Annotated in this window: 11 protein-coding genes; 6 read left to right on the plus strand and 5 right to left on the minus strand. The window is 70.6% G+C overall.

What is annotated here, in order from left to right:
* The first annotated feature begins 175 nt into the window (after positions 1 to 175).
* Positions 176 to 535: a hypothetical protein gene (locus tag E9565_RS19645; RefSeq protein ID WP_236836558.1), complete on the plus strand. Its 360-nt coding sequence runs from the start codon at positions 176 to 178 to the stop codon at positions 533 to 535.
* 105 nt (positions 536 to 640) lie between these two features.
* A complete protein-coding gene (locus E9565_RS19650; protein ID WP_255716264.1) occupies positions 641 to 1,027 on the plus strand; it encodes a metalloregulator ArsR/SmtB family transcription factor in 387 nt (128 codons plus the stop codon).
* A gap of 626 nt (positions 1,028 to 1,653) precedes the next feature.
* Here E9565_RS19650 and E9565_RS23410 read toward each other — a convergent pair.
* Positions 1,654 to 2,901: a cytochrome P450 gene (locus E9565_RS23410; RefSeq protein ID WP_236828536.1), complete on the minus strand. Its 1,248-nt coding sequence runs from the start codon at positions 2,899 to 2,901 to the stop codon at positions 1,654 to 1,656.
* On the opposite strand from E9565_RS23410, the gene E9565_RS19660 reads away from it, so the two are divergent.
* The 3 genes from E9565_RS19660 (at position 2,888) to E9565_RS19670 (ending at position 5,326) form a co-directional block, all read left to right on the plus strand.
* A complete protein-coding gene (locus tag E9565_RS19660; RefSeq protein ID WP_236828535.1) occupies positions 2,888 to 3,436 on the plus strand; it encodes a hypothetical protein in 549 nt (182 codons plus the stop codon). The two genes, E9565_RS23410 and E9565_RS19660, sit on opposite strands and share 14 nt — an antisense overlap.
* Before the next feature lie 15 nt (positions 3,437 to 3,451).
* Positions 3,452 to 3,808 (plus strand): hypothetical protein, encoded by a 357-nt coding sequence (locus E9565_RS19665; protein ID WP_236828534.1) that lies wholly within the window; start codon positions 3,452 to 3,454, stop codon positions 3,806 to 3,808.
* A gap of 525 nt (positions 3,809 to 4,333) precedes the next feature.
* On the plus strand, positions 4,334 to 5,326 hold the full coding sequence (locus E9565_RS19670) for a sodium:calcium antiporter (protein ID WP_236828533.1): 993 nt from the start codon (positions 4,334 to 4,336) through the stop codon (positions 5,324 to 5,326).
* Between the two features lie 194 nt (positions 5,327 to 5,520).
* Here the strand turns inward: E9565_RS19670 and E9565_RS19675 are convergent, their stop codons facing one another.
* From E9565_RS19675 to ccsB, 3 genes are all read right to left on the minus strand, one after another.
* The gene (locus E9565_RS19675; RefSeq protein WP_236828532.1) at positions 5,521 to 6,054 is read right to left on the minus strand and encodes a signal peptidase II; all 534 of its coding nucleotides are present in this window, start codon (positions 6,052 to 6,054) and stop codon (positions 5,521 to 5,523) included.
* Positions 6,051 to 8,018: a cation-translocating P-type ATPase gene (locus E9565_RS19680; protein WP_236828531.1), complete on the minus strand. Its 1,968-nt coding sequence runs from the start codon at positions 8,016 to 8,018 to the stop codon at positions 6,051 to 6,053. The genes E9565_RS19675 and E9565_RS19680 overlap by 4 nt, the downstream gene beginning before the upstream one ends.
* A 596-nt stretch (positions 8,019 to 8,614) precedes the next feature.
* Positions 8,615 to 9,739 (minus strand): c-type cytochrome biogenesis protein CcsB, encoded by a 1,125-nt coding sequence (gene ccsB, locus E9565_RS19685; protein ID WP_236828530.1) that lies wholly within the window; start codon positions 9,737 to 9,739, stop codon positions 8,615 to 8,617.
* Between the two features lie 328 nt (positions 9,740 to 10,067).
* On the opposite strand from ccsB, the gene E9565_RS19690 reads away from it, so the two are divergent.
* On the plus strand, positions 10,068 to 11,681 hold the full coding sequence (locus E9565_RS19690) for a cytochrome c biogenesis protein ResB (RefSeq protein WP_236828529.1): 1,614 nt from the start codon (positions 10,068 to 10,070) through the stop codon (positions 11,679 to 11,681).
* Between the two features lie 383 nt (positions 11,682 to 12,064).
* Here the strand turns inward: E9565_RS19690 and E9565_RS19695 are convergent.
* Positions 12,065 to 12,543, minus strand: a 479-nt coding sequence (locus tag E9565_RS19695) for an integrase core domain-containing protein (RefSeq protein WP_236836559.1), incomplete at its 5' end; no start/stop codon positions are given.

Consider the following 12,543-nt stretch of genomic DNA (forward strand, 5'->3'; position numbering starts at 1 on the left):
GCCGCACCGCACGCTCCCTCAGCGCCGGATCGATCTTCTTCGGCATGACGCCATCCTCCGTGACTCACAAGGAGGCGGCACAGAACCTGGGGCGCTTCAACAGTCCCACACCGTGCTGCTGACCAACCTGGCAAACCGGGTGTAGCCGATCCTGCGCTACGACCTAGGCGACAGCGTGCTCGTCCGCACCCACCCCTACCCCTGCGGCAGTCCCCTGCCGGCGGTTCAGGTGCACGGCCGCACCGCCGACGCGCTCATCTTTCCGGCCGCCCACGGAACCCCGGTCGCTATCACCCCGCTCACCCTCCCCGCCCTCCTCGACCGGGTGCCTGGCATCGAGCTTGCCCAAATCCGCCAGACGGCGCCGGCCGCGGTCGGCGTCGGGCTCCGGTCGACGCCGGAAGCCGACCGCACCGCGGTGTGGCGGACCCTGTCGGCGGAGATGACCACGCTGCTGCGCGGCCACGGCCTGCATGTCGCCGTCGTGCTCGATGACGAGCCACCGCGACCCTCCCCCGGCGGCAAGTACGGCTGATCGAACCGCTGCGGTGAACCGATCCCCCAACTGCCTCCGCCGGGTCAGCCGTTGGCGACTCGGTTGCCACCGGCGCCGGACGGCACATATCATCGCCCTGTGACGATGAAAGCGCGCATTAGTGTTGACGCGTCGCCGCCGACGGTCAACGAGGCGCAGGCGCTGTCCCCGGCGGCGTCGCTGTTCCACAGCTTGTCCGACCCGACCCGGCTGGCGATCCTGCGACATCTCGCCGTCGGCGAACACCGGGTCGTGGACCTGACGACGCACCTGGGCTTGGCCCAGTCCACCGTCTCCGCGCATCTGGCCTGCCTGCGCGACTGTGGACTGGTCACCTCCCGACCCCAGGGCCGCGCGTCGATGTTCTCTCTCGCGGCCGAGCCGCGCCTGATGGAGCTGCTGGCCGCCGCGGAGCGGCTACTCGCCGAGACCGGCGACGCCGTCGACCTCTGCCCCACCCACGGCTCCGCCGCCCGCACCGAGCGCGGCTAATGACAGTGCCGTCCGCCAGCACGCCGCCCCGGGCCTGGCCCGACCGGGTTCACATGCCAGCCGCGGTGTACGGCGTGCTCGGAGAGACCTCGGGACGAGAGCTGGACCGGAGACGCGCCTCTCATCCATCGGGCGTTCGGCGAGGAGACGACGACGTCGTCGGAGTTCCCACCGCCGTCCCCGGACCTCTAGCGGTGGCTCCTGCAGTGACCAGCCCCGTCCATAGCCCCGCCTGCTGATGTCCTCGGCCAGCCGCACCCATCGCGCGTTATGTGTGGATCGCGGCAGAGCCGACGCCTTGTATGGGTGCCCAGGTCATGAACAGGGCGAGTCGCGCCATCCCCGGGCCTGCCGCGACAGGCTCGCCTTCCGTACCCATGCCTCGTCGAGCACGGCCACCGGATAGAAGCCAGCGAGCAGCCACCGCGCCCCAGCAGGCCGACCACGGCGCCGGCCGACGTCGTCCCGATGGCGTTGAGCTGTACCCCGGGGATCTCCGGGCACGCTGATCACGTTCGTTCAGCCGTTGCAGCGCCGTCACCAGCGCAGCCGTGGCACCGGCCTCGTAGGCGTGAGCGATGCGCCGCTCATGACGCCCAGCGCGATCCGGACCTGCGGTCGAGCCGTCATGCCGGCTGGACCTTCGTGAGGCGCACACCGCTGCTGGGCGCTGCCGGCATCCTGGACAGGTCGATGCTGAGGTCCTGCAGGGGGACGTCGTAGGTCATGGCCGTCGTCAGCAGCCGGGCGGCGCGCTCCATCACCGAGATGGTGAGCCACTCACCCGCGCAGCGGTGCGCCGTGTCGTGGTCACCCCCGCCCTGTGGCACGAAGCGGTAGGGATCGCCGCCCCACCCCGCGAAGCGCTCGGGCCGGAAGGCGGCCGGCTCGTCCCAGATCCGGGGGTCGTGGTTGGTCGCGTAGATGTCGAGCAGGAACCAGGAGCCGACGGGAAAGTGCCGGCCCCGCCAGTCGAACTCCTCGCGCACGCGGCCGCCCACCATCGGGAAGAACGGGTAGTAGCGGCGTACCTCCTGCACGAACCAGCGGCGGTACTCCTCCTCGCCGCTGACCCTGGCTCGGCACTCCGGGTACTGGTGCAGTGCCACGGCGACGAAGGCGACATACCTGGCGACGGCGACGGTGGGCCGGAGCACGTTGATCAGCTCCACCGCGGCCACGTCGGCGTCGAGGAGGTGTCCTTCCGCATCGCGGTGCCAGGCCACCACGTGCGCCGCTCGGCCGTCTTCGACCTCGAGGTCGCCGCTGCGTACCCGTTCGACGACGTCGCGGACCCAGCGTTCGGCGCGGTGGCGGAGCACCTGTCCGCGAAGATTGCGCGGACCGACCGATCCGGCGCCCTCCACCATCGCGGCGAACTCGCGGGTCCGGGCAGCCACCTCCTCCTCGGCCAGCGGCACGCCGGCCCACGCGCACACCGCACGGCACAGCAATTCACGGACGGCGTCGAAGAGGCCGACCTCGCCGGCGGCCCCCCAGGCCGGCAGCGCACGCCGCCATTCCCGCTCGAGAAGGTCGCCGATCTCCTCGAGCGAGCCGGGTGTCATGAGGGACATGAACATCTGCTTGCGATGCGGGTGCGCCTCCTCGTCCAGCAATTCGACGCTGCCGAAGTCCTGCAGGAGGGTCAGCGTCGTGACGGGGAGCGCCCGGCGCCGGGTCATCCGGTCCGGCTCGTACAGCCACCGCGCCGCCTCCTCCCCGAAGGCGACGACGGCCTTCCGGAGCATCAGCCTGGTCTCGAAAGCGTCCGACGAGCAGCGGGCGAACCGGCGCCCCCCGAACGCGTACCCCTCCCGGAGGAGGGCCGCGCTGCTGTCGAACGCGTCGAGCCGCGGGATGTCGTCAGTCACGACCAGAGGTTCCTCTCCCGAAGGGCGAGCCAGATGGCGTACTTCCGTCGACGCCGATCTGCTTGCCGGGCTTACCAAACGCCGGGTACGGGCGCTCGCCGACCACCTGGACGTACCCCAGCGCATCATCACCAAGACCCCGACCGCTGACCTGGAGTTCCGGCGCCCCCATTGCCCTGTCCACCGCCGTGACCGCCCAGGCTTCAAGCAGGGGCAGGGCTCAAACGCGACATCCCGCTCGGTCTATCAGCCATCGTGGACGGTTGTCCTCCTGGCGGGCGGACACTTGCTGAACCTTGCGCGGCGGGATTCCACCCATCTCCCTCGGCGGCGCCATCTGATCCTGCCGTTCAGCGGCGTCGTCCGGCAGGTGTACGACCCCACGCGCGGTGAGAGTTGCGGCCGCGCCGAGCCACGGGAGCCGCATCCTCGTCCGACTCGCGAGGAGTCGGAGACGGAATCCTACGGCAGGGTTTGTCCCACCGCCCTCACGCCTACAGGCTTTAGTAGCACCGTCCGGAACTTCGATCTGTAGAACCGAGGAGAACCGATGAGCGAGTCGCTACAGCCGCCGTCCGAGCAACAGGGCCAGTCCCCGCAGCAGGAGAGCGGGCAGCATGGCCAGGTCCCGCAGCCGCCGTCGGTGCGGCAGCCGGTGACCGACGACAGCATCCGGGTCCGTCAGGTCAACCACTACCAGTTCTCCTGGGTCGCGCAGGAGCCGGGCGAGGAGGGCGTGTTCACGCTGCAGCTGGTGCTCGACCAGGGCGCCTGGGAGGAGGTCCTCACCGTGGACGCCGATGACGCTGACGTTCTGCAGGACCTGCTGTCGTCGAGCAAGCACGTGCAATACGACATCGGCCGGCGCACCCTGATGTTCGGCACCTCTGCGGTTGGTGAGGGTTGAGCGCCACCGCTGGATCGAGCAGTCGCCGCGAGGCCGGCTCCCGGTGCGTTCGGGAACCATCGCAAACGTAGTCGCTGGACCTCGGCCGGGGTTGGTCACCGGCAACGACGGCGACCGGGTGTGCTCGCTGCTGCCCATCCGGCGTGGCTGACAGTGTTGCAGTCATCGACCTGCCCGAGTTGGACCTGGGTCGCACCGCGGACGGCCGGCACCTGTTCGAGCGGCTGGTGAAGGCTGCGAAGTCAGACTGGCGTCGAGCGAGGGACCCGCGTGCGCAGCGGCGGGTCGACAACGTTCCGCAGGCCGTCAGCCACGAGCCCCATCACCAGCCCCCAGGCGCTGAGCACCGATGCCCGGGTCGCAACGCGGGAACAGCCCGCCGCCATCCGTCGGTCACCAGCCACGACGACTGGAGGTCGGCGCGGGGCACCGGCCGATACGCGAGCTCGCCCCGGGGTGCGCCGAGCGTGACGCTCTTGCAGTAGTTGATGGTCTGCCCTTGGCGGGACGGCGAACGGAGACGACATGGTCTGGCTATGGGTGCCCGCGTTGGTCATCGCGGCATTCGTCACGCGATGGGGCGCCGAGCAGCTCGCTGCGCCACTCAAGGCCGTGCGCCGTCGATACGGCTTCACCGGCGCGGCCGGCGGGCCGCTCGTCGCCCTGGGCAGCGCCAGCCCCGATGTCGGGATCAACACCGTGAGCGCCGTGACCGGAGCCGCCTCGATCGGCTTGGGCAGCATGCTCGGTTCGACGGTTGTCTCGATTCCGATCACCGTGGCTGTCGCGTTCGCTGCCTGCCGAAAGAACCGCCGCGATCAGGACAAGAATGCGCAGTCGGGCGGCCTGACGGTGGAGAAGGACTCGGTGCTCGTCGACGCCCTGCCCTACCTGGCCACCGTGGCTGTGTTCGCGCTGCTGATCCTGCCCGCTCCGTGGCGAGGCCTGCAGCTCATCGATGGCGTGATCGCGGTTTTGGTGTACGTCGCCTTCCTCACCCAGGCGCTGCTACGCGGGCGTGGCGGTCAGCGTGGCGAGGTCTCTTGGTCGACGAAGCAAACGCTGCGCGCGGTCGCCGGAGTTGCCGTCCTGGCGGTGGGCTCCTACATCCTGGTGACTGGAACCCGGCAGATCGGGTCCGCCCTCGGGCTGCAGCCCCTGGTCAGCGGCCTGTTCATCACGGCGTTCATGACCGCGCTGCCGCAGGTGTTCACCACCTGGTCGGTGGTCCGCAGCGGTCAGGTGACCAGCGGAGTCACCAGCGTGTTCGCCGACCACGCCATGACCTTCACGCTCGCTGTACTCCCGCTCGCGATCGTCGGCGTGTCCGTGGACGACTATCCGATCGTCCTCGTCGTCATGGGCTTCGTCGCACTCATGCCCATCCTGTTCGCCGTCCTCAGCCGGCGCCACAAGCAGGGTGATCAGTACGCCCTGCTCTTTCGGGACGTACTGGTCTTCGGGGTGGCCGTTGTGGTCTACATCGCAGTGGTCGGGTTCATGCTCGTGGTCACGTAGCCGACTGTCCGCTGAGCCCCGCGAGGACGGTGAAGGAGCTCCTCTAGACTAGGTCCTCGGCCGTGGTAGTCATGCCCTGAACTCCTCGGGAAGGGCTGCGCGACCGGCCTCGGATCCGTCGTCTTTCGGGCGCGGCTTATTCGCTAGTCGGCGTCGAGCCGCGCGGGGGCTGGTGGGTGGGGCGGAGCCGGCCCTTACTCGACGGCCGATCCCTCAGCCCCGCGTTGGGCGGCAGCCCGCGACTCGCCCTCGTCGCTGCGCCAGGTGGTGATCGCGAACAGCAGGCCACCGGTGACGATCGCCGTGTCGGCGAGGTTGAACGTCGGCCACCACCCGGTGTGCAGATAGTCGGTGACCACACCGTCCGCAGCTCGGTCGGCCAGATTGGCCACCGCACCACCGAGGATGAGAGCCAGCGCGGCCAGCTGGCCACGGCTCCCCTGAGAAGCCGTGCGCCAGGCGAACACGGCCACCGCGGTGGTGATCACGGCGGTGACGGCGATGACGAGCCAGGCGGGAGCCTCGGCGCCGAGCGAGAACGCGACGCCGGGGTTGTAGCCCAGCCGCAGATCCACCGGTCCGAGCTCCACCCCGGTCGCCGACAGTCGATTCTGCGCCCATGCCTTCGCAGTGAGATCCACCGCCGCGACGCCCGCGGCCACGGCGGCCAGCGCAAGGCGCCGCCGGGCAACGCCCCGCCGGCGCCCGGCGTCCTCGGCCGGGATCACCGGAGTGCGCCGGTCATCTCGACCGGCGTCGGCCGCACCGGCGCGGCCGGCGACGCGGGCAGTGGCTTGGTGCGGCCGGCCCGGACCCCGTTGGCGATGACGAAGACCTCGGCGATCTCGTGGACGAGGACGACCGCCGCGAGGCCGAGGACGCCGAACAGGGCCAGCGGCATCAGGCCGACGACGATGCCCAGGGACAGGGCGACGTTCTGCAGCATGATCCGGCGGGCGCGGCGGGCGTGGCTGAAGGCCTGCGGCAGGTGTCGCAGGTCCTCTCCCATGAGCGCGACGTCGGCGGTCTCGATGGCGACGTCGGTGCCCATCGCACCCATCGCGATGCCCAGGTCCGCGGTGGCCAAGGCGGGGGCGTCGTTGACGCCGTCGCCCACCATCGCGGTGCGCCGCTGGGCACGCAGGTCGGCCACCAGGCGCGACTTGTCCTCCGGGCGCAACTCGGCATGCACATGCTCGATGCCGGCCTCGCCGGCCAGGGCGGTGGCGGTGGCGGTGTTGTCGCCGGTGAGCATGGCCACGGTGTAGCCGTCGCGACGCAGCCGGGCGACGACCTCGGCGGCCTCCGGGCGGAGCTCGTCGCGGACGGCGACCGCGCCGAACAGCTGCCCGTCGACCTCGACCAGCACCGCGGTGGCGCCGGCGTGCTGCATCCGCTGCACGTCACCGGCCAGCGGGCCCGGCTCGATCCAGCCGGGACGACCCAGCCGCGCCGGCCGCCCGTCCACCAGGCCGACCAACCCGGCCCCCACCACCGCCTGCACCTCGGCGGCCGACGTCACCGCGGGAACCGCGGCGAGGATGGCCCGGGCCAGAGGGTGCTCGCTGCGGGCCTCCAGCGCCGCGGCGACGTCCAGGACCTGCTCCCGGGTCACGCCGGGGGCGGCGGCCACCTCGACCACGGCGGGCCGGTTGCGGGTCAGCGTGCCGGTCTTGTCCAGCGCGAGACCGCGGATGCGGCCGAGGGCCTCCAGCGCGGCGCCGCCCTTGACCAGCACCCCCTGGCGGCTGGCGGCGCCGACGGCGGCGACGACGGTGACGGGCACGGAGATCGCCAGGGCGCACGGAGACGCCGCGACCAGCACGACCAGGGCGCGCTCGATCCACACGCTGGGGTCCCCGAGCAGGCTGCCGAGCGCGGCGATGACCGCGGCGGCGATCATGACGCCCGGTACCAGCGGCTTGGCGATCCGATCGGCCAGCCGCTGGGCCTCGCCCTTGCGAGACTGTTCGTCCTCCACGATGCGCACGATGCGGGCCAGGGAGTTGTCCTCGGCGGTGGTGGTGACCTGCACCTCCAGCACGCCGGTGCCGTTGATCGATCCGGCGAAGACCTCATCGCCCGGCCCGGCCTCCACCGGCACCGACTCGCCCGTGATCGCCGAGACGTCCAGAGCGGTGCGCCCGCTGCCGATGACCCCGTCGGTGGCGATCCGCTCGCCCGGCTTGACCAACATGACGTCGCCGATCCGCAGCTCGGCGGGGGCCACGACCTGCTCCACCCCGCCGCGCAGGACGGTCGCCTGCTCCGGCACCAGGGACAGCAGCGCGCGCAGTCCGCGCCGGGTCTTGGCCAGCGAGTACTCCTCAAGGCCCTCGCTGATGGAGTACAGGAAGGCCAGCATGGCCGCCTCGCCGACCTCGCCGAGCAGCACCGCGCCGACCGCGGCGATGGTCATCAGCGTGCCGACGCCGATCTTGCCCTGCGCCAACCGGCGCAGCGTGGACGGCACGAAGGTCCAGGCGCCGACCGCCAGGGCGGCGAACTCGAGGCCGAGCTGCAGGCCCGAGCGGTCGGTGGCGCCGGCGATCAACCCGGCGACCAGTAGCACTCCGGCGACCGCGGCGGCCTGGAGCTCCCGCACCTGCCACAACCGTTCGGCTTCGTGCTCCTCGCCTTCCTGGCCGACGGGGGTCGTCTCGTCGGCGCTGCAGCCGCAGGCGTCGCTCATCGGGTGTTCTCCTCATGGCGGGAAGTCGGGGTGGCTCTGTCAGTGCGGGGCTTGTCCTGGGCGTCGCCCTGGCCAGCCGACGGCGACGCCCGAGAGGGCTCCGCTCAAGCCGCGGAACAGCGCAGTCGCCGGTGCGGGTGCCGCAAGGTCGCGGGCTCCGACGGCCCTTCAATCATCGGCACTGGTCGATGATAACGAAACTCGGGAGTGGGACAAGGTGCGGTCATGCATCGGCGTGGTCACGCGCGTCAGCACGGTCACAGGACCCCACGTGGTGATGCGCTCGGCTCCGCTGCGCCTTCAGGTTCAGGGCACCCGGGGTCAGCCCCGCGGACGGTGCCCACGACGCCGGGTGGACTGCTGGACGCCCGAGTGTGACGGAGCGTTCGCTCGAGGCCGTCAGACGACCGACTGCAAGGCGCCATGGGCGACAGCCGACACCTTTCGCGCCCGCCGCAAAAAATGCGGGGCCGCGCTGGCGGTTCGAGGGCCGTACGGGCGCTCAGAGCCCATCACGCCGGGCGGATCCGGTTCACCGGTTGTGACGACCGGGATCTGGAATCAGACGGCGAGGGTCCGACCGGACCGGCGGCGTATCAGTCGACGCCGCCGTAGGAGTGCAGACCGGTCGAGACGAGGTTCACGAAGAGGAGGTTGAAGACGAGGCTGGCGAAGGCGAGGAGGTTGATCCAGGCGGCGGGCTGACCGCGCCATCCGGCGGTGCTGCGCGCATGGAGGTAGGCGGCATAGAGCGCCCAGGAGATGAAGGCCCACGTCTCCTTGGGATCCCAGCCCCAGAACCGACCCCAGGCGCTCTCGGCCCAGATCGCTCCGGCGATGACGGCGAAGGTCCAGATGGGAAAGCCGAAGATGGCCGTGCGGTGCGCGACGCGGTCGAGCACGGCGGCGGCAGGCAGCTTCACGGCGAGGCCGGTCGATTGCGGCCCGTCCGCCGGGAACCGCTTGTCGTGACGAACTCTGGCGAGGTAGAGGGCGCTGGCCACGCCGCTGACCATGAAGATCCCGAAGGACATGATCGCCGCGGAGACGTGCACCACCAGCCAGTCTGAGCGAAGCGCGGCGATCAGCGGGCCCGCGGCGGCATAGAGGTAGAGGCCGATCAGAACGAGACCGAAGACGGCAAGGCCGAGAACGAACGCACCGATGCGACGAACCCCGGGGACGCGCATGGCCACCACGAGATAAGCCACGACACCGACGAGCACTGAGGCGGTCCCGAACTCATACATGTTGCCCCAGGGCACCCGACCGGTGGCGGCGCTGCGGGTGATGAGCACACCGGCGTGGAGGACCGCGCCGAGACCTGTCAGGACCAGGCCGGCGAGACCCCAGCGGTGGGTAGATGCGTCGGACTCCCTCGCCGGCGACGGGTCCTCGGCGTACCGGGCCTCGTCGCCGGGAGCGGGGGCGCCGACGCGGGCGACGGTCGAGGGGCGCCGTTCGGCCCGCAGGGTGTCGCGGCGCCCGAAAGCCAGTTCGGCACTGAACGCCACCAGCGCCACCGAATAGACGGCGATCGCGGCGCTGAACAGGGAGTCCGACAGCGCGGACAGCCCATCGGGTGTCATACCGGGGTCCTTCCTGGGCGCCGGTGGCGCTGGCGGTTGATAACGCTGGCGGGTGGTAAACGGCAAGAGGCTCAGCAGCAAGGGCGCAGCGAGCGGTGCGGCGCCTCTGTCGAGCTTGACAATGCCGTCCATCCTCGCAGGGGCGCCTACCAGGAGCGTAGAGACCCAGGCTCGAAACACGGCCGGCTACCGCGAACGGCGAAAGGACCCACTCAAGCCGCTCCGTGTAGCTCCCCGCATTCATGACCGGGCACGGCGACCCGAGCCCGGCTTCTACTAAGGCGGCCCGTACCGTGTCGACCTAACCCTCGCCCCGGCCGACCACGCCGCCTGGTCCGGGTCAGCAGCGACCGGGCGCCGGCGCAGGCAGCCCGCGTGAAGGAGCCGCCGTGAGCAAGTGCGAGAGGGCCCGGCCCTGTCTGACGGCGACTGTCCGCAGCCGGGCCGCAGCGAGGATGCCGTGACCGACCTGCAGACGCGCCCGGTACGGCCGCCGGTCACGACCTCCCGAGGCCCGCTGCTGCACCAGCTCGGACGGTGGCTGCTGCGCCGCTGGCGGTGGTTGACGAGCATGCGGACGGCGGTGGTGCTGCTGTTCCTGCTGGCGCTGGCGGCTGTGCCCGGCTCGCTGTTCCCGCAGCGGTCGCTGACCCCCAGCGCGGTAGCAGGGTTCTTCCGGGAGAACCCGGATCTGGCGCCTGTCCTCGATACGATGGGGATGTTCGAGGTCTTCTCCAGCCCGTGGTTCTCGGCGGTCTACCTCCTGCTGTTCATCTCACTGATCGGTTGCCTGGTGCCGCGCTGCATCGAGCACCTGCGGGCTCTTCGGGCCGATCCGCCGCCCGTGCCACGGCATCTGCACCGGCTCCCGGTTCACAGCGCCGACGAGGTGTCGCTGCCCGCGGAGGCCGCGGCCGAGCGAGTGGAGGCCGACCTGCGATCGGCGCGGTTCCGGGTGTCCCGGCGCAGCACCGACGCGGGCGTGGAGATCTCGGCCGAACGCGGCCGCGTCAAGGAGACCGGCAACCTCGTCTTCCACCTCTCACTGCTGGCCCTGCTGGTGGCCTTGGCCGGCGGAAAGCTGTGGGGCTACGAGGGCAGCATCCTGGTCACCGAGGGCGACGGCTTCTGCAACTCCTTCCAGCAGTACGACCGGTACGTCGCCGGGCCGTTGGTCGATCCGGACACCTTGACGCCGCTCTGCTTCGACCTGGAGGACTTCCGCGCCACGTACGAGCTCAACGGCACGCCGGCCTCGTTCACCGCGGACATCGGCGTTCAGGCCGAACCGGGAGCACCCACAGAGCAGACGAGGATCGGGGTCAACGACCCCTTCCGCTCCGATGGCGACCGCCTGTACGTGACCGGGCACGGCTTCACCCCCCTGTTCACCGTGACGCTGCCCGACGGTCAGGTCTTCGAGGAGCTCTCGGCGCCTTTCCTTCCCCGGGACAGCGCGACGTTCGCCAGCGAAGGCGTGGTGAAGTTGCCTGACCTCCGGGACGGCTCCGGCGACGGCTTCGCCCTGGAGGGCTTCTTTGCCCCGACCGGCCTGGTCCAGGGCGGCGTCCTGACGTCCGTGGACGCGCGACCCCTCAACCCGCAGGTCGCCGTCATCGGCTACCGCGGCTACCTGGGCTTGGACAGCGGCGCTCCACAGTCGGTGTTCTCACTGGACCAACGGCAGATCGACGTGGGGGCCCTGAACCGGATCGGGGAGGCCAACCTGGGCGTCGGGGAGAGCGCGGAGTTCGAGGACGGCACCGTGGTCCGGTTCGATGGGTTCCGGGAGTTCGCGGCCTTGCAGGTCTCTCACGATCCGGGGCAGGTCGGCGTCCTCATCAGCGCGATCACCATGCTGCTCGGGCTCTTGGTCACCCTGCTGGTGCGCCGTGAACGAGTGTTCGCCCGGATTACCGGCACGCAGCCGTCCGGCTCCGGCGGCGGTCGATCAACGACGTTGTCGCTGGCCGGACTTGCACAGGGCGGGAACGGCGACGTGCGCGAACGACTCCGCGGACTGTCCACCAGCCTGGTCGATGACAGCAAGCCCAGGCAACCCCGTGGCAGTTGACTCCGGGGTGGTTGGCCAGGGCGCACAGGACCGGTCCTCGCATGGGGATCGACCACGGACTTCTCCACGCGTCCCGAGGCGCGCTGGCGCCTTCCCCCGGGCTCCAGCTGTCAGGCGCAGCAGGAGGTCGACATCTCGTTTGGAGACAGCCGGCGGTCAATGCACACACTCTCGGGCTTAAGTCAGACCCGGCACCAGATGTCGGCGCCCGAGCGCCGGCTCTCGCCTTGTCGTTCAGCCGTTCATTCAGGGTTCAGTGATCCTGTGCAGTGATGACTCCCACGCGATCCGACCGCTCCGGGTCGACGGATGACGACTGGGGCCGGGAACCGGGCCGACGGCCCCCACTGCCGTCCTGGGTTCCGTTGGCGTGGTGGGCCGCTCTAGCTGTAGTGCCCCGCGAGGTTGTTGACGGGGATGCGGCTGATCGGAGGGCGTCCGCCGAGTGCGGTGTGGGCTCGGTGATGGTTGTAGGTGTGCAGCCAGCCGGGCAAGGCCTCGGCGCGGTGTTGGCTGGAGTCGAAGGGCTGGGCGTAGGCCCATTCGGTGAGCAGGGTGCGGTTGAGCCGCTCGACCTTGCCGTTGGTCTGCGGCCGGTAGGGCCGGGTCCGCTTGTGGCTGATCGAAGCGGCGAGTAGGTGTTCGCGCCAGTGCCGGGATCGGTAGCAGGCGCCGTTGTCGGTCAGTACGCGTTCGACGGTGATGCCGTGGCGGGCGAAGAAGGCCTGCGCCCGAGTCCAGAAGGCCACCGCGGTGGCGGCCTGCTCGTCGGGCAGCACCTCGCAGTAGGCCAGCCGGGAATGGTCGTCGACGGCGGAGTGAAGCGCCCCAGGTTTCGTGCCGCTCTCATACGGGCTGCTCC

Source organism: Blastococcus sp. KM273129 (assembly GCF_021698995.1).
Classification (GTDB): domain Bacteria; phylum Actinomycetota; class Actinomycetes; order Mycobacteriales; family Geodermatophilaceae; genus Blastococcus.